22 protein-coding genes are annotated in these 21,732 nt (G+C 63.3%); 10 read left to right on the top strand and 12 right to left on the bottom strand.

The genetic code is table 11. The features are described from left to right. Nucleotides 1–10: 10 nt before the first annotated feature. Nucleotides 11–622, bottom strand: a complete 612-nt coding sequence (locus GRI97_RS02840) for a superoxide dismutase (protein ID WP_161389603.1) — start codon at nt 620–622, stop codon at nt 11–13. 106 nt (nt 623–728) lie between these two features. Next, nucleotides 729–1,997, bottom strand: coding sequence for a dicarboxylate/amino acid:cation symporter (locus tag GRI97_RS02835; RefSeq protein WP_161389602.1), 1,269 nt, complete (start codon nt 1,995–1,997; stop codon nt 729–731). 94 nt (nt 1,998–2,091) lie between these two features. Between GRI97_RS02835 and glmM the strand changes: the two genes are divergently transcribed. From glmM to thiD, 3 genes are read left to right on the top strand one after another with little or no spacing between them, the layout of a single operon-like run. After that, entirely contained in the window at nt 2,092–3,429 is a 1,338-nt protein-coding gene (gene glmM, locus GRI97_RS02830) for a phosphoglucosamine mutase (RefSeq protein ID WP_161389601.1), read from the top strand. Further along, a complete protein-coding gene (locus GRI97_RS02825) occupies nt 3,426–3,656 on the top strand; it encodes a DUF1272 domain-containing protein (protein ID WP_161389600.1) in 231 nt (76 codons plus the stop codon). Before glmM ends, GRI97_RS02825 begins: the two co-directional genes overlap by 4 nt. Continuing rightward, nucleotides 3,656–4,432 (top strand): bifunctional hydroxymethylpyrimidine kinase/phosphomethylpyrimidine kinase, encoded by a 777-nt coding sequence (gene thiD, locus GRI97_RS02820; protein ID WP_161389599.1) that lies wholly within the window; start codon nt 3,656–3,658, stop codon nt 4,430–4,432. Before GRI97_RS02825 ends, thiD begins: the two co-directional genes overlap by 1 nt. A gap of 30 nt (nt 4,433–4,462) precedes the next feature. On the opposite strand, the gene GRI97_RS02815 is transcribed toward thiD, so the two are convergent. Then, nucleotides 4,463–5,359 (bottom strand): LOG family protein, encoded by an 897-nt coding sequence (locus GRI97_RS02815; protein WP_202392557.1) that lies wholly within the window; start codon nt 5,357–5,359, stop codon nt 4,463–4,465. Between the two features lie 267 nt (nt 5,360–5,626). Between GRI97_RS02815 and GRI97_RS02810 the strand changes: the two genes are divergently transcribed. Together GRI97_RS02810 and GRI97_RS02805 are read left to right on the top strand one after the other, a co-directional pair. Further along, on the top strand, nt 5,627–6,193 hold the full coding sequence (locus tag GRI97_RS02810) for an outer membrane protein (RefSeq protein ID WP_161389598.1): 567 nt from the start codon (nt 5,627–5,629) through the stop codon (nt 6,191–6,193). Nucleotides 6,194–6,351: 158 nt separating this feature from the next. Further along, nucleotides 6,352–6,918: an outer membrane protein gene (locus tag GRI97_RS02805; protein WP_161389597.1), complete on the top strand. Its 567-nt coding sequence runs from the start codon at nt 6,352–6,354 to the stop codon at nt 6,916–6,918. A gap of 61 nt (nt 6,919–6,979) precedes the next feature. On the opposite strand, the gene rtcA is transcribed toward GRI97_RS02805, so the two are convergent. The 5 genes from rtcA to GRI97_RS02775 form a co-directional block, all read right to left on the bottom strand. After that, nucleotides 6,980–7,993, bottom strand: a complete 1,014-nt coding sequence (gene rtcA, locus GRI97_RS02800; protein ID WP_161389596.1) for an RNA 3'-terminal phosphate cyclase — start codon at nt 7,991–7,993, stop codon at nt 6,980–6,982. Beyond that, nucleotides 7,986–8,126 carry a hypothetical protein gene (locus tag GRI97_RS02795; protein ID WP_161389595.1) on the bottom strand — a complete coding sequence of 47 codons (141 nt, stop codon included), beginning with the start codon at nt 8,124–8,126 and terminating at the stop codon, nt 7,986–7,988. The genes rtcA and GRI97_RS02795 overlap by 8 nt, the downstream gene beginning before the upstream one ends. Further along, the gene (locus tag GRI97_RS02790; RefSeq protein ID WP_161389594.1) at nt 8,105–8,785 is read right to left on the bottom strand and encodes a nucleotidyltransferase domain-containing protein; all 681 of its coding nucleotides are present in this window, start codon (nt 8,783–8,785) and stop codon (nt 8,105–8,107) included. Before GRI97_RS02790 ends, GRI97_RS02795 begins: the two co-directional genes overlap by 22 nt. A 43-nt stretch (nt 8,786–8,828) precedes the next feature. Next, nucleotides 8,829–10,055 carry an RtcB family protein gene (locus tag GRI97_RS02785; protein WP_161389593.1) on the bottom strand — a complete coding sequence of 409 codons (1,227 nt, stop codon included), beginning with the start codon at nt 10,053–10,055 and terminating at the stop codon, nt 8,829–8,831. A gap of 776 nt (nt 10,056–10,831) precedes the next feature. Further along, nucleotides 10,832–12,394 carry a vWA domain-containing protein gene (locus GRI97_RS02775; RefSeq protein WP_161389591.1) on the bottom strand — a complete coding sequence of 521 codons (1,563 nt, stop codon included), beginning with the start codon at nt 12,392–12,394 and terminating at the stop codon, nt 10,832–10,834. Nucleotides 12,395–12,681: 287 nt separating this feature from the next. Here GRI97_RS02775 and rtcR point away from each other — a divergent pair, with 287 nt between their 5' ends. Beyond that, nucleotides 12,682–14,274, top strand: coding sequence for an RNA repair transcriptional activator RtcR (gene rtcR, locus GRI97_RS02770; protein ID WP_161389590.1), 1,593 nt, complete (start codon nt 12,682–12,684; stop codon nt 14,272–14,274). 6 nt (nt 14,275–14,280) lie between these two features. Here rtcR and GRI97_RS02765 read toward each other — a convergent pair whose 3' ends face one another. Next, nucleotides 14,281–15,375, bottom strand: coding sequence for an AI-2E family transporter (locus GRI97_RS02765; protein WP_161389589.1), 1,095 nt, complete (start codon nt 15,373–15,375; stop codon nt 14,281–14,283). Nucleotides 15,376–15,444: 69 nt separating this feature from the next. Then, a complete protein-coding gene (locus GRI97_RS02760) occupies nt 15,445–16,050 on the bottom strand; it encodes a peptidase S14 (protein ID WP_161389588.1) in 606 nt (201 codons plus the stop codon). Between the two features lie 261 nt (nt 16,051–16,311). Between GRI97_RS02760 and GRI97_RS02755 the strand changes: the two genes are divergently transcribed. Next, nucleotides 16,312–17,604 carry an NAD(P)/FAD-dependent oxidoreductase gene (locus GRI97_RS02755; protein WP_161389587.1) on the top strand — a complete coding sequence of 431 codons (1,293 nt, stop codon included), beginning with the start codon at nt 16,312–16,314 and terminating at the stop codon, nt 17,602–17,604. Here the strand turns inward: GRI97_RS02755 and GRI97_RS02750 are convergent, their stop codons facing one another. After that, complete coding sequence (locus GRI97_RS02750; RefSeq protein ID WP_161389586.1) at nt 17,605–19,995, bottom strand: DUF3772 domain-containing protein; 2,391 nt, start codon at nt 19,993–19,995, stop codon at nt 17,605–17,607. Nucleotides 19,996–20,248: 253 nt separating this feature from the next. On the opposite strand from GRI97_RS02750, the gene GRI97_RS02745 reads away from it, so the two are divergent. After that, nucleotides 20,249–20,527, top strand: a complete 279-nt coding sequence (locus GRI97_RS02745) for a hypothetical protein (protein WP_161389585.1) — start codon at nt 20,249–20,251, stop codon at nt 20,525–20,527. A 20-nt stretch (nt 20,528–20,547) separates the two neighbouring features. Here the strand turns inward: GRI97_RS02745 and GRI97_RS02740 are convergent, their stop codons facing one another. Beyond that, complete coding sequence (locus tag GRI97_RS02740) at nt 20,548–20,736, bottom strand: hypothetical protein (RefSeq protein WP_235917585.1); 189 nt, start codon at nt 20,734–20,736, stop codon at nt 20,548–20,550. A gap of 162 nt (nt 20,737–20,898) precedes the next feature. On the opposite strand from GRI97_RS02740, the gene sciP reads away from it, so the two are divergent. Continuing rightward, nucleotides 20,899–21,192, top strand: coding sequence for a CtrA inhibitor SciP (gene sciP / locus GRI97_RS02735; RefSeq protein WP_161390791.1), 294 nt, complete (start codon nt 20,899–20,901; stop codon nt 21,190–21,192). Between the two features lie 130 nt (nt 21,193–21,322). Further along, a complete protein-coding gene (locus tag GRI97_RS02730) occupies nt 21,323–21,643 on the top strand; it encodes a hypothetical protein (RefSeq protein WP_161389583.1) in 321 nt (106 codons plus the stop codon). Nucleotides 21,644–21,732 lie beyond the last annotated feature (89 nt).

The following is a 21,732-nucleotide window of genomic DNA, read 5'->3' as shown; positions in this document are numbered from 1 at the left end:
CGGTTCAGGATCAGGCCGGGTAGGTCCAGGCCGTGCCGCGTGCTAGGTTTTCAGCGGCGAAATCCCAGTTTGCGTGACCTTCGATCACGGCCTTCAGATAGGCCGGACGCAGGTTCTGGTGATCGAGGTAATAGGCGTGTTCCCACACGTCGAAGGTCAGCAGCGGGTTGAAGCCGCTGTCTGCCAGCGTATCGGCATCATGGGTTTCTTCGATCGACAGCTTGCCGTCCTTTTCGGCCAGCCACACCCAGCCGCTGGCGAAGTGGCCAACGCCGCGTTCGGCCAGCTTGGTCTTGAGTTCTTCGACGCTGCCGAAAGCTTCGTCGATCTTGTCGGCCAGATCGCCCGAGGGGCCAGTGCTGGTCGGGGCAAGCGAGGCCCAGTAGAAGCTGTGGTTCCACACCTGGGCCGAGTTGTTGAACAGGCCCTGGTTGCTGCCGCGCGAAGCGCGGATCACGTCTTCCAGCGACTTGCCGTCAAGTTCAGTGCCTTCGATGGCGGCGTTCGTCTTGTCGACATAGGTCTTGTGGTGCTTGCCATGATGGAAGCTGAGCGTCTCGGCAGAGATCGCCGGCGCCAGAGCTTCGCTGTCATAGGGCAGCGGGGTGAGTTCGAATGCCATGCGAGTAATCCTTCCTGGTTCAGAATCGCTGAGCGGTCCATGCACGCAACGCACACAACAGTCACGCGTTGCAGTTGCGATTGATTCTCACATTTAGTTATTGAGATCAGTTCTCAACTTTCGGATCACGCTCTACTCGGGCATCTACTGAAGCAGTGACGGCAACATCCATAGTCACATTGCCAACTGTTCGCATAATGTCGGGCAACATTTCGACGGCAACCAATAATGCCAGCGGTTCTACAGGCACGCCCATTGCAAGCGCGATGGGACCAATTGAGGTGACGAAAGTAACGGTTCCCGGCAGACTGACCGAACCCACCGTCGTGACCATGGCGACTGCCACCCCGGCAGCCAGCGTTGCCGGGGTGATCGCGGTTCCGGTCAGCTTCGCGACATAGATCGCCACCGCCAGATTCATCGCCGGGCTGGTCGCGCGAAAAATCGCCACCGCTAGCGGCAGGACGAAATCTGCCGTCGTCGCCCGCACGCCCAGATCGCGACAGGATGTCAGCATGGCCGGCAGGCTGGCGAGCGAGCTTTGCGTGGACAGCGCCACCGCCTGCGCCGGGAACACCGCCCGCGCAAAGCGCAGCAGCGGCAATCGCGCCCAACCCACCGCCACGCCATAGGCGGCCAGCATCACCGCCAGGCCAAATGCGGCGACCAGCGCCACATAATGCGTCAGTGCGGCAATCGCCCCGCCGCCGCTCTGCGCGGCCACGCCCAGCGCCAGGGCGAACACGCCGATCGGGGCAATCCGCAACACCCAGCCGATGATCACCAGCATGGCATGGGCCAACGCCCGGAACAGCTGGATCAGCAGATCGCGCTGTTCGGCCGCCAGCCGCGTGATGGCGAGCGCAAACAGGGTGAAGAAGATGATCAGCGGCAGCATCGCGGTTTCGGCCGCAGCGGCGATGACATTGGGGGCAATCAGCGCTTCGATGAAATCGCCGATCCCCGGCACAGCCTGCGGGGTGGAAGGCCCGCCGGCCAGCGCCATGCGCGCGCTTTCGGGGACCGGTAGCCAATCCAGCAGCGACGGCATCGCCAGCGCGGTCAGCAAAGTGCCGCCCAGCAGCACGACAAAGAACATCAGCAGCGTGCGCCGCGCCATGCGCCCGGCGCGGGCCGTCGCCACCAGGCCGGAAATTCCCATCACCAGCAGGGCGGCCACCAGCGGGATGATCGTCATCTGCAATGCCCGCAGCCAGAGATTGCCGATCGGGCGGGTGACCGACAGCACCGGATCGATCACCGTCGTGCCCGCCAGCAGCCAGCCAAGCGCCAGACCGGCGGCCAGCGCGGCGAAGGTCCAGCCGGCCGGCAGGGTGATGAGCGGCGGGGATGCGGAATTTTCGCCTTTTGCCATTGATGCTCCTGTGGGGTGACATTAGCGGCGCAACCGGCCATGGCAATCGGGACGCCAGATTGGGCCGATTTGGGCAATTTGATCCGGAGACCGCATGGGACGCAGCTATTTCGGGACCGACGGCATCAGGGGCCGCGCCAATGCCGGCGTGCTGACCGCCGCCACCGCCATGAAAGTGGGTCAGGCCGCCGGCCGCCATTTCCTGCGCGGATCGCACAAGCACCGGGTGGTGATCGGCAAGGACACCCGCCTGTCAGGCTATATGATGGAAACCGCCCTGACCGCCGGTTTTACCAGCGTGGGCATGGATGTCATCATGACCGGTCCGCTGCCGTCCCCGGCCGTGGCGCTGCTGACCCGCGAAATGCGCGCCGATCTGGGCGTGATGATCAGCGCCAGCCACAACCCCTATGCCGACAATGGCATCAAGCTGTTCGGCCCGGATGGCTTCAAGCTGTCCGACGCGGATGAAGAGGCGATCGAGCGCGCGTTGCTTGAAGATCAGCCGCTGGCGCAAGGCGATGCCATCGGCCGCGCTCGCCGGATCGAGGATGCGCGCGGGCGTTATATCCACGCCATCAAGCAATCGCTGCCGGCGCATATAAGGCTCGACGGGCTGAAGATCGTGGTCGATTGCGCCCATGGCGCGGCCTACAATGTTGCCCCCACCGCGATCTGGGAACTGGGCGCCGAAGTGGTGGCGATGGGCGTTTCACCCAATGGCACCAATATCAACGACGGCGTGGGCTCCACCTCCACCGATGCGATCTGCGCGCGGGTGGTGGAAGAAGGCGCCGATATCGGTATCGCGCTGGATGGCGACGCCGATCGGCTGATCGTCGTCGATGAGAAGGGCCAGGTGGTCGATGGCGACCAGATCATGGGCCTGATCGGCACCCGCATGGCCGCAACCGGCGAATTGCGCGGCGGCGGCGTGGTGGCAACCGTGATGTCGAACCTGGGGCTGGAACGGCTGCTCAACGGTGTCGGGCTGGATCTGGTCCGCACCAAGGTGGGCGACCGTTACGTGCTCGAAGCCATGCGTGCGGGCGGGTACAATGTCGGCGGCGAACAATCGGGCCATATGATCCTGATCGATCACGCCACCACCGGCGATGGCTGCGTCGCCGCGCTGCAGGTGCTGGCGGCGCTCGTCACATCGGGCAAGCGGGCCAGCGAATTGCTGCATCTGTTCGATCCGGTGCCGCAATTCCTGAAGAATGTCGTTTATGACGGCAGCAATCCGCTGGAAACGCTGGCCGTGCAGGAAGCGATCGCCGCCGGTGAAGCCGCGCTAGCCGGCAATGGCCGGGTGGTAATCCGCAAATCGGGCACCGAACCCAAGATTCGCGTCATGGCCGAAGGCGATGATGCCGTGCTGGTGGAAAAGGTGGTCGACGATATATGCGCCGCCGTGAAGGCCGCCGCATGAGCCTGGAAATGCGCCCGGATTGCGAACGCTGCGGCGTCGATCTGCCGCCGCAATCGCCAGGGGCTTTCATCTGCAGCATGGAATGCACCTTTTGCGCCGAATGCGCCGATGCGCTGGATGATCGCTGCCCCAATTGCGCGGGTGAACTGACCGACCGACCGACGCGCGCCAAGCGCTGGCTCGACGCCCATCCCCCTTCCACCCAGCGACGATTCAAACAAGACTGATGAGTGAAACCCCTGTTCCGGCCCTTTCGCCGGCCCCGCCCCGTGTCCTGATCATCGCCGGTTCGGACAGTTCCGGCGGCGCCGGGATCCAGGCCGATATCCGCACCGTCACCATGCTGGGCGGGTATGCCATGACCGCCATCACCGCGATCACCGCGCAGAACACCACCGGGGTTCAGGCGGTGGAGGCACTTTCCGCGCAGATGGTCGGCGCGCAGATCGATTCTTGCCTCAGCGACATCGGCGCCGACGCCGTGAAGATCGGCATGCTCGGGTCCCCGGCCATCGCCCATGCGCTGGCTGATCGGCTGGAAGGGCTGAACCTGCCCGTGGTGTTCGACCCGGTGATGGTGGCCACCAGCGGATCTGTGCTGGCCGATGCCGATACCATCGCCGCCTTCGAACGGCTGATGGCGCTGGCCACGCTGACCACGCCCAATGTGCCCGAATTGGATGCGCTGGGCGGCGGCGAGGCTATGGTCCGGCGTGGCATCAGCTTCCTGGCCAAGGGCGGCGACGCGGAAGGCCCGGTGGTGGAAGATCGGCTGGTGCGCCCCGGCCAGCCTGATCGGTTGTGGCATTCGGACCGCATCGTCACCCGCCACACCCATGGCACGGGCTGTACCCTCGCCAGTGCCATTGCCACCCAGCTTGGGGCCGGGCTAGACATGGATGAGGCGATCACGAAAGCGCGCATTTTCGTTCGGGCAGCCCTGCGCGCGGCGCCGGGCTTTGGCGCCGGCCACGGGCCGATGGGGCATCAGGCGGTTCGCTGAACCGGCCCGCCGCCCCGATCTTTCACCAGATCAGCGTTCCAGCTTGTAGAAATCCGCGATATGGCCCCAGGCCTCATCCGCCGTTTCGCACCAGGTGAACAGATCCAGATCGGCGGGGGAAATCACCCCTTCGCGCGCCAGAGCGCCGAAATCGATCACCCGTGTCCAGAATTCCTTGCCGAACAGCAGCACGGGGATCGGCTTCATCTTGCCCGTCTGGATCAGCGTCAGCAGTTCGAAGAATTCGTCGAAAGTGCCGAACCCACCCGGGAACACCGCCACCGCCTTCGCCCGCATCAGGAAATGCATCTTTCGCAGCGCGAAATAATGGAACTGGAATGACAGATAGGGCGTCACATAAGTATTGGGCGCCTGTTCATGCGGCAGCACGATGTTGAGCCCGATCGATTCCGATCCCGCCTCCGACGCGCCGCGATTGGCCGCTTCCATGATCGAGGGCCCACCGCCCGAACAGACGACGAACTGACGCTTGCCGTCTTCGATGATCGCCTTTTCCCCGACGATCTTGGCCAGGTTCAGCGCTTCTTGGTAATATTTGGCTTTCTCGGCCAGCCGTTCGGCCACCAGCTGATCTTCGACGGCGGCGTTCTTTGCCCCGTCGAGCAGCGCCTGTGCCGTTGCCGGCGAGGGGATGCGCGCCGATCCGTACATGACCAGCGTCGATCCGACCCGCGCTTCATCCAGCAGCATTTCCGGCTTCAGCAGTTCCAGCTGGAACCGCACCGGGCGCAGCTCTTCACGCAGCAGGAATTCGGTATCGCCAAAGGCCAGGCGATAGGCCGGGTGGCGAGTCTGCGGGGTTGATGTCGGCGCGGCTTCGACAAATTCGGCTTCCTGATCGGCGCCGTAGAACTTGCGATCGGTCAGATCGCCTTCACCCTCGATCGGGGGATTTTCGCTGCTCAAAACTCTCTCCCAAAACTCGCCCTGTCATCGCCAAGCGGCTGGACTGCAGCCATCCTATAAGCGCAACACTTGCCGAAGCGCAAAGACGCACAGTGCGTTGCCCTCTCGCAACGATGGCGCAAGGTGAATGTTGCATATCAGCAACGCATGTTGCTTCAAATCCTCAAATCGTGACATCTTTTGTTCCCTACATGTCACATCAGCCCCTACAGACCCGGGCAAGGCTTCGACGAAAGCCGCCCCATTGTTCTGCAGGAAGCTAGAAAAATGAAGAAGATCGCACTGCTCGCAGCCGCCACCGCTGCTGTCATCGCCACTCCGGCGCTGGCCCACACTGGTCCCTATGTCGGCATCATTGGCGGTTACGATTCCGTCTCGCTCGACCTTGGTAACGAAAGCGAAAGCAAGGGCGACGTCATGTACGGCATCATCGCCGGTTACGACGTGCATATGGACAGCGGCCTGGTCCTCGGCGTGGAAGCCGAACTGTCCGATTCGGAAGTTTCGCAGCGTTACTCGGGCGATGCGATCAAGGCCGGTCATGACATCTACGCCGGGGTGCGCGCCGGTTTCGAAGCTGCCGAAGGCACGCTGATCTACGCCAAGGGTGGTTACACCAACGCCCGCGTGAAAGTGGAAACCGGCAGCCTGAACATCAGCGAAGGCCAGAGCGGTTTCCGCCTCGGCGCCGGCGCTGAACAGCAGTTCCAGGGCTTCGCCGTACGCCTCGAATACCGCTATTCGGAATATGGCGACGTTCGCTTCGACGACCTGAGCTCGGGCGTCGACATGTCGCGCCATCAGGTGGTTGCCGGCGTTCTGGCCAAGTTCTGATTGTATTCTGATCGGGGCCCGTCATCCAGATGGGCCCTGGTTCTGACAGGCGGACCTCGGCCCGCCATCCCCCTCCCCGCAACACAAGGCGCCTTCACCTCCTTCATTGGGGGAGCCCCCATCGCGCCTGCGGGATCGCCAACAGGAAAGACAAGAACATGAAGAAGATCGCACTTCTCGCAGCCGTCGCTGCTGCCGCCGTTGCAACCCCGGCCCTCGCTCACACCGGCCCCTACATCGGCGTGATCGCCGGCTATGACCGCGTGTCGGTCGAAGCAGGCGACGAAACCGAAAACAAGGGCAATGTCGCTTACGGCGTGATCGCCGGTTACGACTACCACTTCGAAGACCGCACCGTGATCGGCCTGGAAGTCGAACTGTCGGATTCGGAAGTCAGCGAAGGCTTCGACGGCGCCAAGATCAGCGCCGGCCACGACATCTATGGCGGCATCCGCGCCGGTTATGAAGTGTCGGAAGGCACGCTGGTTTATGCAAAGGCCGGCTATACCAACGCCCGCGTGAAGTATGAACTGGGCGATTTTGAAGACAGCGACGCGCAGAGCGGCTTCCGCGTTGGCGGCGGCGTTGAAAAGCAGTTCGCCAACTTCGGCCTGCGCCTGGAATACCGCTATTCCAACTATGGCGACATCAACATCGCCGACGAAGAAACCGGCATCCGCGCATCGCGCCATCAGCTGATGGTTGGCGCGCTCGCCAAGTTCTGATCGCTTCCGATCGAATGACATTGCGGGGGCCCGTTCCATCGAACGGGCCCCCGTTTTGTTTTCAGCTCAGGCGCGCATGGAAGCAGCCATCGGCCTGCTGGGCGAATCTCCACCGGCGTCCGGTAAAACGCGCGATGATATCGGCCGCCGTCAGGCTGTGCTGGCTCGGCTTCACCGTGCTGAAAGTGCCCCCACCTGCCAGGGCAAAGGGCAGCAACAGCTGATCCGCCAGATAGGGCCCGGCAAAGGCGGCTGATTTCAGCAAGCCGGCCATGCGCCCTGCGGCATCTTTCGCCAAATGTTCCGCCGACAGGCCAACCCGCCCGAAACCGCTCACGATTTCACAACCGTGCTCGAACGTCGCCTCCAGCAGCAGGGCGTTGCCCGGCCCGTATTCGGCGGGAATGGCATCCAGCACCAGAAGCTCCTGCGCCCAGGCCAGCTTGCTGCCCGCCGTTTTCAGTTCGCGCTGGCCGATTTCCTGGTCCAGCCCGGCCACCAGCGCCCGCGCCCGCACGCTCTGCAGCGCGCCACGGTCCAGGCAGTCGACCGGCTGCAGCGGCGCTGGGGTGATATCTACCTCGATCCGCCCGCCGCCGCGCGGATAGAAGCCGTGGCGGGCCAGCCGAGCCTGCACCTGCGGGCCCATCCGGTTGATCACCGGCAGGAATACTTGGTCGAGAAATTCGAACGGCGGTGCCTGCATGGCATGCGTACCGCCCTCGATCACCAGCCGGGAGGGGCCGCCAGCCAGCAGCAGAGGGATCAGCACGGTCTGCAGCACCAGCCCGGTCGAACCGGCCGTGCCTACGGCGAAATGATACTCCCCCGGCGTCACCTTTCCCGGCGCGAAGCTGATCTCCGATGATCCAACCGCCAGCCCTGTGCATTCGGCCGCGCCAATCGCCGCCGCCGCCTCGACCGCTGTCAAATGCTGGCGCATCAGCCCCGGTTTGGACCGCTTGCCGCGCACATTGCGGATGCGGAAGCTCTGCCCCGTCACCAGCGCCAGGGCGCAGGCGTTGCGCACGATCTGCCCGCCGCCTTCGCCTTCACTGCCATCTATCTCAATCATCACACCATTCCATATTCACCAGATCGCGAAAAATCGCCTGGGCTTCCGCGACATCCGCATCAGACACCGTGCCCGCCGGCAGATCGCCCACCCGCGACACTTCATCCCGGATCAGCGCATCCACAGCGGGCATGCGCGCGCCATTGCTCTTTTCTCTGGTACCGCCTTGGCCGCGACCAAATCTTCGATCATCCCGGTCAGCGACGGAGTCAGTTCCGTCGTGGCCACCAATTGCTGCAAATTCATCGGTGGTCGTCCGCCATGCAGCCGCATATGCCGAATGCAGAGCGCCGGCCGCAGCGCGTAGAAGTACTTCTTCACCGGCACCGGAGCGTCGCTATCCAGCCAGTCCTTGGCCGCATTGGTGGCCAGCTTGGCATAGTGCCAGGCCATGGCGCGCGGCACGAGCAGCCGGTCCGCCAGCGCGCTGACCCGCGCCATCACCGGATGCACCGGCCGATAATGGATCGGGCTTTCCATCCATTCGCTGACGACGGCGTTGGATTTGAACAGCAGGTTCAGCGCCTTGCGGATATCCCAGCCGTTCAGATCGATCTCATCGACGATCGGCCGTTCGATCACATCGCGCCCCGGCATCAGCGAGAGATACCAGTCGCGCCGGTGCACATGGATGAAACGGATATCGTAATCGCTATCGGGCGAAGGGAATCCCCAAGCCCGCGAGCCGGATTCGATCGCCAGCAGAAAGCGCACGTCCTCCTGCGCCTCGATCGCGGCCAGCCGCCGCTCGATCTCTGCCCGCACATCCGGGCCGATGCTGTCCCCATTCACCTGTTGCATTGTTCGTCTCGATGTCGGGAATGCGTGAAGGGGGCTACCCCTTCACGCACACCACCTGCTTCAGCGTGTGGACAATCTCCACCAGATCGGCCTGGGCGGCCATCACGGCTTCGATCGGCTTGTAGGCTCGCGGAGTTTCATCGATCACGCTTTCATCCTTGCGGCAGGACACACCGGCCGTGTCGGCGATATGTTCATCCAGCGTGACCAGCTTCTTGGCGGCGGTACGGCTCATCACCCGGCCCGCACCATGCGAACAGCTGTCGAAGCTTTCCGCATTGCCCAGCCCGCGCACGATGAAGCTTTTGGCGCCCATCGAACCCGGAATGATCCCCAGCACACCCTTGGCGGCGCGCACGGCGCCCTTGCGGGTCACCAGCACGTTTTCACCAAAATGGTGTTCGCGCGTCACATAGTTGTGGTGGCAGTTCACCGCCTCCATCTCCGCATCGAACGGCTTGGCAATCTGCCCGCGCAGCGCAGCGATGACCTTGGTCATCATCATGCGCCGGTTGAGCGCGGCAAAATCCTGGGCCCAGCCGACCGCTTCGACATAATCATCGAAATGATCGGTCCCTTCCGGGAAATAGGCCAGATCCTGATCCGGCAGGTTGATGTGCCATTTCCGCATATCCTGCTTGGCCAGTTCGATGAAATAGGTGCCGATGGCATTGCCCACCCCACGCGATCCGGAATGCAGCATCACCCACACGCGCTGGTCCTGATCCAGGCACAGTTCGATGAAGTGGTTGCCGGTCCCCAGCGTGCCGAGGTGAACCAGATGGTTCACGTTACGCAGGCGCGGATATTTGTCCGCAATCCGCTGAAAGCGCGTCGCCAGCGTGGCCCAGGCATCGACGATATCGGTCGGGGGGTTGCCCCAGGCACCGGCATCGCGCTTGCCCCGTCCGACGCTCCGGCCATGCGGTACGGCAGCCTCGATCGCCGAACGGATCGCATCGAGATTGTCGGGCAGGTCCGAGGCCATCAGGGATGTGCGCGCGGCCATCATGCCGCAGCCGATATCCACGCCCACGGCAGCCGGAATCACCGCGCCCTTGGTCGGGATCACCGATCCCACCGTGGCACCGATACCCACATGCACATCGGGCATGGCGGCCACATGCTTGAAGATGAACGGCATCTTCGCCGCCCGCGACAGCTGGGCCCGAGCGCCATCCTCTACAGGCACGCCGCGCGTCCACATCTTCACCGGCTTGCCCCCTTCGGGCTGCATCACATCGTAAGTCGTATCGGTCATGACTGACCTCCTTCAAAAAATCATACTGGCACGGCGACGAGGGATGGCGAGACAATTTGCTGAGCTACCCGGCGGACCGTTGCCGATCGTTCGGAGGTGGATTTGAACCACCGACCTGCTGCCTTGCGGCAGATGCTCTCCCTGTAGTCCCGCCAGTATTCGCCGGCGCAATCGGTCATGGCGACAAGGTTTGGCAGGACATCCGGATCACCCATGGGATGGATCCGGAGCGGGTTCGAACCGCTCAGCCCGAAGGCCGTTACCGATGTAGTCCTGCCGGCATTCGCCATGGAAAATTCTGCAATCTGTTGATCGATGAAACGTCTGAACATTCCAGCCCGAGCGACAAGAGCGGTGAGACGCGGCCCTTAAGCTACGTGTCGTCGGCGGGATTCGAACCCGCATCTCCCCCGGCAGCATCCAGGCCTGGTGCCAGCCGGGGGCGCTTTGACTCGTCAGGCCTTCTCTGGTGACAATGTAGTCCCACCAGCATTCGCCCGGACTGAAACGCCACGGCGCGGCGACGAGAAATGATCGAGACTGGCCCAAGGCCCATCGTTACAGGATGTAGTCCCGACCGGCATTCGCCGCGCCGAATTGTGTCGTCATCTTCGCCATGGGTCACGGCGACGAGGGTTGGTATGGACATCCCCGAAGGGCCGCTGCTCTACCGCTGAGCTACCGCCCGTTTCCGGGCGAGCGGGATTCGAACCCGCGGCCTGCGCATTACCAAATGTAGTCCATCCCGGCATTCGCCGTGACCCAAAGCTGTCTGTTCAAACCTCCATCTGCTTCACGCGATCGACCCAGTTTTCCGTTTTGCCCGCCGGGTTGGCGCCTTGGGCAAAGCGGGCGATCGTCGTGAAGACGTCATCCGAAAATCCGCCGATATTCATGATCTCCGGCCGGTCCGGCGCCTGACTGGTGCCATAGGGCTGGATATCGATGCACACGAGCTTGGCATTGCGGTTGCGCTGCTTCAGCCATTTCCATTCCTTCATCACCTGCGTGGCGCCGTGGCGGCAGTTGTCGACCCAGCTTTCATTGTCCGAAACGATGATCACCAGATCGGGCGTGGCCTGTTCACGGTTCAGCCGGGCCAGCGGTGCCGACACATTCGTGCCGCCCCCGCCCACCGCAGCCAGCCGCGCCGCATTCACCGCGACCCGCGCAAACGGATCGAGCTCCAGCGGAACCACATCCACCTCGAACGGCATCACCCGCGCCTGGTGGCTGGACCGCAGCACCACCGCCGCGACCAGGGCGGCAACATCGATGCAGCGCACCTTGGATACCGCACCCTGGCGATAACCGGTCACGGGCGACACCATGGAACCGGATACGTCGGGGCACACCACCACCTCGCCGGCGAAGGCCGGGACCGATGCCAGCGCATGATCGAGCGCCGTTTCCAGCGCCGCCTGCACCCGCAGCGGTACACCTTCACCCACCTGGCCCAGCGCCACCATCACTTGATAGGGCAGCACATGGGCACGGGCGATGGCATCGGCATCTTCCAGCCGCGCAGCCACCTGTTCCGTCACCCCCGCCACGGCAAAGGCACCATGACGGGCCAGCGTGTTGAGGTTCATGCGCAGCGCCTGCCAACCCATGCGGGTGGCCAGCACGGCCCATTGTTCCCCCGTCAACGGGAAGGCGGTCAGCCATTCGAACGGCACATCGGGCAGCGGACGTGACGGATCACGCTTCCACGCTTCGAAATCGGCAATCTCTGCCGGCAGGGCCGCCAGATCATAGGGCCGCCCGATCAGCCAGCCGTAGAACGCCTTGCGGCTTTCATCGGCGGGGCGCGGGTGCACCATCTTGATCACATCGGCCAGGCTCGGATCCTTGCCGGTCGCTGCCTGCATCAGCTGGCGCATGCTGGCCTGTTCCAGCCAGTTCTGCACCAGCCGCTTCGGCCGCGTGCCCAGCGATGTCCGCCCGACCTGACCCGATCGCATGATCTGCACGAAACTGCGCAGCATGCGGCCATTGTCGATCACGCGCGGAAACACCCGCACCGCCAGATCCGGATCGGCCAGCGTCAGGAAGGCCGCCAGCAACGCCGGCATATCCTTCATCTTGCCGGCCTGTCGGGCATAGAGCGCCGCCTGGGCCACGAAATGCGGATCGCACTGGCGGGCCGCGTCGAGCACTTGCGCCAGCTGATCCTGGCCGGAGCCATAGAAGCCGTCGCTCAGCGTGCCGGTCGCGGCCATCTGCGCCAGCAGATGTTCGCTGCCATAACCATAGGCGATGCCACCTGCGCGGTTCACCCGATCTGCTGCAGGCAGCAGCTTCGCGACCGCAGAAGCAAAGAGGCTCTTGTTCGCCATGTTCGAATTCCTTCATTCCATCAGCGGTTGTTTCGGTTGCGGGCGGCCAGCCTATTCCGGCCGCCCTTCACCGATCCGCTGCCTGCCCGGTCGAAATGTCACCGGAGCAGACGCGACAAGCATTGCAGGTGGCGTGCCAATTGCTGGCGGAGCGAGGAAAGAAAATCACATACCATTGAATAGTTGTTATTATTTTTGATTTCGGTGCGGTCGACGGATTCCATGCCCGTCATCAGCATTGGAAATTTATGATCGCTTGAGATCGTGATTTATCCTACAGGATAGTCATGAGACCCGCCACCGTCATCGGATTTCTCGGCTCCACGCTCGATGCCGCCAAATTCGGTCCATCCCGCTGGAACAAATGGCGCCCCAGTGTCGGGGTGGTCATGCATGAAGATCTGCGGGTCGATCGCTTCATCCTGCTGCACGGCCCCGCGCATCAGCGGCTGGCCGATCAGGTGGCGGAAGACATCACTTCCGTCTCCCCGGAAACACATGTCGAATGCCGGTTACTGGAATTCCGCAATCCGTGGGATTTTGAGGAGGTGTATGGCAGGCTGCTGGACTTCGCCCGCGCGGAACCCTTCGATCCGGACAGCGAAGACTATCTGATCCACATCACCACCGGCACCCATGTGGCGCAGATCTGCCTGTTCCTGCTGACGGAGGCACGCTATCTGCCCGGCCGCCTGCTGCAGACATCCCCCCGCCGCAATGCGGCCGATGCGGTGGGCAGTTGGGATGTGATCGATCTGGATCTGTCGCGCTATGACAGCATCGCCACCCGCTTTGCTGCCGCCAGTGCCGAAAGCTCATCCTTCCTGAAATCGGGCATCGCCACGCGCAACCCGGCCTTCAACCGGATGATCGAGGAAATCGAACGGGTCGCGCTGCGGTCGCGCGCGCCTGTCCTGCTGCTGGGCCCAACGGGTGCGGGCAAGAGCCAGCTGGCGCGGCGCATCCACGAACTGAAGCGCATGCAGCATCAGATTGCCGGGCCATTCGTGGAGGTGAACTGCGCCACGCTGAAGGGCGACAGCGCCATGTCCGCCCTGTTCGGCCACCGCAAGGGCGCCTTCACCGGGGCCGTGGCGGACCGGCCAGGGCTGCTGCGCGCTGCCGACAAGGGCATGCTGTTCCTGGATGAAATCGGGGAACTGGGGCTGGACGAACAGGCGATGATCCTGCGCGCGATAGAGGACAAGCGCTTCCTGCCGGTCGGCGCCGACACGGAAGTCAGTTCCGATTTCCAGCTGATCGCCGGAACCAATCGCGACCTAGGCGATGCCGTGGCCGCAGGGCTGTTCCGCGACGATCTGTTTGCCCGGCTCAACCTCTGGACCTTCCGCCTGCCCGGTCTTGCCGACCGGCGGGAAGATGTCGAACCCAATCTGGATTACGAGCTGGACCGCTTCGCCGAACGCGAAGGCGATCTGGCCGGCTTCAACCGGGAGGCGCGCCAGCGCTATGTGGCCTTTGCCACATCGCCCGAGGCATCCTGGTCCGGCAATTTCCGCGATCTGGCCGCGAGCGTCACCCGTATGGCCACACTCAGCCCGCATGGCCGCATTGATGTGGATGGGGTGGAGGCCGAGATCACCCGACTGCGGCGGCTGTGGCAATCGCAGGCGCGCGATGGCACCGCCATTCTGGACGATGTGCTGGACACGGCCGCGCTCGCCGATCTGGACCTGTTCGACCGGGTGCAGCTGGCCGAGGTGATCCGCGTGTGCCGCAGTTGCCGGTCCCTGTCCGAAGCCGGCCGAACGCTGTTCAGCGCGTCGCTGGCCAAGCGGACCAGCGCCAATGATGCAGACCGGCTGCGCAAATACCTCGCCCGTTTCGGGCTCGACTGGCGCAGCGCGACCGGGAAGTAAGCGGCGTCAGTCCTTGCCCGCCACCCGGATCGGCTTGCCCAATATGGTGCGAACATAGATGCGCTGCACCATCACATAGAACACCACGGTCAGCGGTCCCGACAGCAACACGCCCAGGAAACCGAACATCAGGCCGGCGGCGAACACGGCGAACAACAGCACGGCCGGCGGCACGTCCACGGCGTGTTTCTGGATCATCGGCTGCAGGAAATTGCCCTGCAACTGCTGGATCACCAGGAACAGCACCAGCGTCCACAGCGCCGTCATCGGCGATACGGTGAAGGCCAGCAACACGGCGGGCACCCCGGCAATGACCGGCCCGACCATGGGAATGACATCCAGCAGACCCGCAATTAGCCCCAGCCCGCCCGATGCCGGCACGCCCAACAGCGCCAGACCGGCCCAGGTCAGCGCCGCAACCACCAGCGATGATACCGCCTGTCCGATCATCCATCCGCGCAAACCGTTGGAGGCATCGTCCAGCGCCAGCGCGGCAGTGTCTTCCGCCTTGGCCGGGATCAGAAACAGCAAGCCCCGGCGATAGGTGGCCGGATCACCCGCCAGGAAAATCGCGCCGACCAGCACCAGCAGGAAATCCGCCATGCCACTGCCCGCCGCCAGCGCATAACCGCCCGCCTGCGTCACCAGCCGCGACATGTCATCGCTGCCGACCTGCGCCAGATCGCGCACCTTGTCCCCCCAGCCATAGCGTTCCAGGAAACCTTCGACGCTCCGCAGCGCTTGAGGCACGGTTTCCCGGATTGTGTCGATCTCATTCGCCATCTGCGAACCGAACAGGGTGAAGGCGGCCACGAACACCAGGATGATGCCGATGACGGACAGCAGCAGGGCGATCGACCGGCGCATGCCCGAAATCCGGCACAGCCAACTGGCAATGGCGTCAAAGATCGCTGCCAGCACCACGGCGGCAAAGACCAGCATGAAGAACCGGGTCAGTTCCACCGCCAGCAGCGCCAGCCCGACGATGGCCACCACGACCACCGCCGCCGTGGCCACGCGCCCTGGGCTTAGAAGCCGGGCGGAAGCAGGTTCATAGGCGGGGGAAGGCGCCGGATCGGTGCCCTGATGCTGATCGTCCATGCGCCGGTTCTATCGCGAGTTGGGTGGCGCGCAAGCCGGCGCGAGAAAACCATGCAATGCGACCCTTGGCTAATGATGCCTGCACTGCCCCGACAGATCCACCACGCCGCCAATCAGATCCAGCTGCAGGGCTTCTTCGGCTGGCACGTACCAATTGTACAAGGCCTTTTCCAACAGTTGATCCATCGACAGTCGGCTGTGCTCGATCAGTCGGCCGAAGCCCTCTTCTTCGAGGTGTATGCCGGTTTCGATCTGATGGCAGAGCGCGCGCAGCTGAGCCAGATTTTCCCTGACAGGGCCGGAAAGCTGGACGGTCTTGTCCATCTGCCTGCCGTGGATCAGCAGCATGGTCCCCTCCAGCAGGAAGCGATCGCGCAGAGGGAAGGCGGACATCACGGTTACGCCGGCCGAATAGACCAGCGATTTGCCCAGGAAGATCAATCGCCTTGATTGGAGCCGCTGCCGGGCCAGATCGATTTCCACAACCAACCGCCGCGCCATATCGGCATCGCCGCCCAATGTTGTCATTTCGATCGCGACCAGGCCGTGCCCGGCTTCGACTTTCCGCAGCTGATCGATCAGCGACACCACCATCTGATCGTTTACCTGGCCAGTCAGCGAGATTTGCGGGTGGTGAATGGCTGAGAGAATATCGTCTTCGTCATCAACTGGCATGGCATGCTCCCGATTGTAATCCTCAAACCGGGGAGCAGAAGTTTGGTTCATATATTCATTTGGAAATCGAAACATTTCTCTGCCGCCGCCTGCACCTTGAAACATCATGCAAAGCTGCTCCTTTTCCGGAGTTTCTGTCGTCGCACGGCTCCGTTGTTGAGGAACCGCATCTGCGACCCTCGGTTGCCAACAGATACATCCGCCAATCAGGAGAACATGGATGCCCCCTTCCGGAACGCAAATGATCGGCCGGATGCCCTGATGGCGGAGCGAATTGTCATTGTGGGAGCAGGCTTCGCCGGGCTCGCCTGCGCCAGGGCGCTTGGATCATCGGATGCCGATGTGACGATCATCGACCGGCGTAATTATCACCTGTTCGTTCCCCTGCTTTACCAGGTTGCCACGGCGGCCCTCTCACCGGCTGACATAGCCCAGCCCATCCGCCGCCTGTTGCGCCGGCACAAGAACGTCAAAGTACTGCTCGGCGAGCTGACCGGGGTGGATTTGCCCGCGCAGGAACTCTGCCTGCGCGACGGCGGCCGCGTGCCTTATGATGCGCTGGTGCTGGCGACCGGCAGCAGTTTCAATTATTTCGGCAATCCCGAGTGGGAAGAACACGCCCCCGGGCTGAAGACGGTGGAGGATGCTCGCCGGCTGCGCAGCCGCTTGCTCTATGCCTTCGAACGGGCCGAGCAGGAAAGCGACCCGGAACGGCAGCAGGCGCTAATGACCAGCGTGGTGGTCGGCGGGGGCCCGACCGGCGTGGAAATGGCTGGCGCCATCGCGGAACTGACGCGCAACACGCTGGCGAATGACTTCCATCACATCGACCCCGCCCGGGCGCGGACTATTCTGGTCGAGACCGGTCCCCATATTCTGTCCACCTTTCCCGAGGAACTGGGCCGCTATGCGCAGGAACGGCTGACCGGCATGGGTATCGAAATCCGCTGCAATAGCGCGGTGGAAGAAATCGGCCCGGGCACCGTGCGCATCGGCGAAGAGGTGCTTCCTGCCGGCACCGTGATCTGGGGCGCAGGCATCAAGGCCTCCCCCGTGGCGGAATGGCTGGGGGTCGAAGGGGACCGCGCCGGGCGTGTTGCCGTCAATGATGATCTCTCAGCCAAAGGAATCGAAGGCGTATTCGTGCTGGGGGACAGTGCGCTGCTGATCGATCCGGCGACTGACAAGCCCCTGCCAGGGCTGGCTCAGGTAGCTCAGCAGCAGGGCAACCATCTCGGCCGCGCCTTGCGGAAACGCTTGCAAACCGGCGAACCCTTGCCGGCCTTCCGCTTCCGCGATCGCGGCAACACCGCCATCATCGGGCGCAATGCCGCCGTGTTCGATTGGGGCCACAGCCGGATGAAGGGCGGGATTGCCTGGCTGCTGTGGGCGATCATCCACGTCTATCTGCTGTCCGGCTTTGAAAACCGCATGATCGTGAGCGCCAAATGGGTCTGGCGCTATTTCACCTATCAGCGCGGCTCTCGCCTGATCACCAGCGAGGAGGAAGAGCAGAAACCCGTGATCTACGACCATCCCCGGCCGGAAAGCTGATCACGCCGTCGGCTTGCTGGGCGGCTCCTGCCCCCAGAACAGCGGCCCCGGCCATTGCGGGGCAGTGCCGATCTCTATGTCGGCCGCCCGCAGCTTGCGCATGAAGGATTTGAGCACACTGCTGCGCGCGCCATAGGCGTTTCGCGGGCTGACGACATGGGCGAAGCTGTTGAACACGGTCCGCCCATCGACAATGGAATCCACGAAGACCGATGGCTGCGGCTCATGCAAAATGGCCGATTCCTCGACAAAACTTTCGAGCAGCAACCGCTCGACTTCATCCGTATCGGCGTCGATGGGTACGGAAAACTGGATTTGCACGCGGCCGAGCGGATTGGACAGGGTCTTGTTCAGCACCGTCTTGGTGATCAGTTCGGAATTGGGGACGATCAGCGTCGAATGATCGGGCAGGCCGATTTCGGTCGAACGCACGCTGATGCGCTTCACATCACCTTCGTCATTGCCGACCTTGATGATGTCGCCAATCTTGATCGGTCGTTCCGCCAGCAGGATCAGGCCGGAAATGAAGTTCTGCGTGATCGCCTGCAGGCCGAAACCAATCCCGACCGAAAGCGCGGAAAGCAGCAGGGCGATCCGTTCCACCCCGATGCCGAGCGAAGCCAGCGCCCAGATCACCGCCAGCGCAATACCGACATAGCGCGCCACCAGGCTGACCGAATTGCGGCCCGATCCATCCAGATCGGTGGCGGGCAGATAGCGATTGTCCAGCCAGGCCATGAAGGCCCGCACCAGCGTGAGCCCGATGAACAGCACTGCTGCGCCACGGAAGATGGCACCGGGGGAGATCGAGACGCCGCCAATGGTGATGCCATCGGCAACCGAAATGACCTGCTCAATGGTAGAGCCGACCCCGCCGCCCGCGCCGAACGGTGCCAGCAGCAACAGCAGCGCGACAAAGGCCAGCGTCAGCCGCAGCGCGCCCGACAGCAGCACCCCGAACTGGTCGATCGCACTGCCGCGCACGCCCACGCCGCGCACCAGCGCGCGGCCCAGCCGGCTTTCCCGGTTGAAGACAGCGGTGGCAAAATCATCCGCCGCATTCATCAGCAGATAGGTGGCTGCGCTGATGACGATCCCCAGCACGATCATGGTCATCAGCAGCAGGCTGAATTCGGCAAAGCCGGCGATCAGTGCCACCGAGGCCGCGATCACGACGATCCACAGCACCAGAGCAAAAGCGCCGAAGCCGGCGCCGGCTGCGGTGGGTTCATGGCGATCCGCCTCGGCAGCGCGAAACCGACCGAATGCCAGCAAAGCCCCGGCAATCAGCAGGATACTGCCCGTGGTTTCGACGACGATCGTGGCCGCCAGCGCAGCCTCGCTCGCACCGACAGCGGCATTGAACGCATCGACCATGCCGCCCAGGAAGGTGATGCTGGCCATGATCCACGAGAGCGGGCGCAGCCGGTCCGCGATGGAATCGGGCAGCGGGGCAATCCGCAGGCTGGGTCGGCTGCGCATCAGCAGCGCTCCGAGCACGGCGGCGGTGAAGGCGGCAAAGCCGGTGGAGGCGATGAAGGCCTTGAGCAGGCTGTCCCAGTTCGGCGGGGTCAGATTGGAAAGCTGGGCCCCCACCACCAGCGCCACGGCGGCGAGCAGCGGGGCCATGGTGCCGATAAACACGCGAAACAGCGCGTAGGCCGATCGCCGCCGACGTGGGGTGGGATCATCGCCGATCAGCCGGCGCTCGCCCAGCCGCAGGGCGATGATGCGTCCCGGCCCGACCAGCCCGGCAGCGATCAGGGCACCAAACAGCGCAAACCAAACGCCGCGCTTTTGCCCTTCCTGTTGCGCCTGCCGCTGCCCATCGGCGAGAAACTGCTGAATTCGGCCGATATCTTCATCGAACGATGCCACCACACCAGCCCAGAAACCGGGCATGACCGGGGATTCGACCCGTTGCGACATGCGCACGCCGAATTGTTCGGCATCCTCCCTCTGCATATCCGTCACGATCTGCCCGGCTTCCACTTCGAGCAGGCGCGCCCGCTTGGCTTCTGCGTCGATGGCGGAGCGTTCGCCGGTCAATTGCTTGCGCTGGCTGGTCACCTCGGGTGCTTCGGGGGTGCCTTCGGGCGGGGGGGCGAGTTCGGCGAGGCGGGCGTCGAGTTCGGTCAGCTGCGCTTCGAGTTGTTCTGCGACGGCCGTGGCAGACTGGCGGATTGTCGCCAGTTTTCCGCGTATCAGGATACGGTCGACATCTTCCATGGGGGTCGCGCGCTGGGCTTCGATCGCGCTGACATCCGCCTCTATCCGCTGCAGCGAAGCGGCGGTGTCGGCGTCTGCCTGGGCGTGGGCGGCGAGCGGCGAAAGCAGCAGCAGCGCGAATACGGCAAGGCAGGACAGGAAGCGGACAACGGGGGTGGGCATGAAAGACTTTCTCCGCTCGATCGATCGCATTGGGCGCGCCGGACCACGCCCAGAGTGCGCACGGGAACGCGCTGCCTGCGCATCATACACGCCAGACCACGCCAATGTTGCAGGACCAATGCGCGGTCACCGGCTGCGTGACAAGGCCAGCGGCGGCAGTCCGCCCCACGGCTGCGTGAAAGCTTGTCTGTCGGGTCTGCCCGGCTACCATCAGGCACAGACATTTTTCAGAACGGGTCCGAAGGAGATCATAATGAAGCGATCTGGTGCGATGATGGCCATGGCAGCGACGCTGCTGGCTGCAGCGGTTCCGGTGGCAGCGCAGGACAATGGCGTGCTGTGGACGGCAGCGCCCAAATCTATGAGCGAATATATCACCGAAGGCTGGCAGATCTCATCCCACACCTATCAGCAATACAGCAATGGCAATGACTACAATTTCATCCTGCAGAAGGACAACAAGGCGGTGATCTGCTTCGTCTGGTTGCCCGAGCGCAAGGATATGGTCGCGCATTGCCGGCTGCTCAACTGATCTCGGTCCAAGCGGCGGGGTCAGGAATCGACATCTCTCGTGGAACGCCGATCATCATCATGGACGGCGGGATCGAACAGAGCCCAGCCGCCGCCCTGGCGCAGCATGGGCAATTCGCAACGGGCGCAACGCGAGCGATAGTTCAACCCGTCATGCCAGACCCGCTTGCGATTCCGCCGATGCCCGATCAGACGGCAGATCATCGGCATGAACATTTCTGCACACTCCCTCACATCCGGCAGAAAATCGGCGGCCGAAAAATGCTGCAGTGCAATATGTAACATTTTTATGTGACATTTACCATTCAACGTTACAATTTGGTAATCACAAACAGCCAGCTTCCGCCCTGCAACACCAGATCGGAGGGAATCATGTCAGGCGTCGAGCCAGCCAGGCCGCACGAAGTGATGGGGCCGCATGGGGAGATGCTGACGATTGCAACCCTGCCATCGCGGACGATTTCCCGCTGGGTGCCGGCGCGCAAGGCTCAAGTCGTTTATGCGGTCAATGGAGGGCTTCTTTCCCTCGACGAAGCGCTGGTGCGTTATTCCATCTCGCTGGAGGAATTCATTGGCTGGCGGCGATCCATCGAACAGGCAGGCCTGCATGGCCTGCGCGTGACCCAGGCGCAATTCTATCGAAGCAAAAGGGCCAAAAATTCCTGATGCCGTCGGCAGCCGAGGGCAAGGGCTGCCCCATGCCGATCAATTGCTGGAACAGCCGCTGATCAAGGTCGTTCTAAAGCCGGTCCGGCAGCGCAGACTGGTTTGAAAGCTGCCATCAGGAGCTTAGATCATGCGCAAAGCCGTTCTCGTCGCCGTCCTGGCCTTCGTCTTGCCTGCGTGCAGTGAGGAAAAACAGGAATCCGTTCCGGCCGAAGACATCGCCGAGCAGTTGGAAGGCGCCGCGGCACAGAGCAGCCCCGCCGCCCGTGAGGTGCTGGAAGATGCCGCCACCGAGGCGCGCCAGCATGAGCGACTGCCCCCAGCCGACGAAGCGGGCGGTTTTGCGCAGGAAGCGCTGCAGGAAGCCGCCAAGACCCCGGCCGGCGATGCGTCACCCACCGGGCCGGACGTCACACAGCGTCAGTCACCGGCCCCTGTCGGACAGCGTTAGAGCTCGTTTCAGCCGTCCTGCCGTCGGATCACCGCAGGTCCAGACCGGTTCCACCAGCGTGACCGACGGCATAATGACGTCGCCACACA

It is taken from the genome of Croceibacterium xixiisoli, from assembly GCF_009827305.1.
Classification (GTDB): domain Bacteria; phylum Pseudomonadota; class Alphaproteobacteria; order Sphingomonadales; family Sphingomonadaceae; genus Croceibacterium_C; species Croceibacterium_C xixiisoli.
Note: the sequence above shows the minus strand (reverse complement) of the source record. Positions and strands in the feature narration are given on the sequence as shown.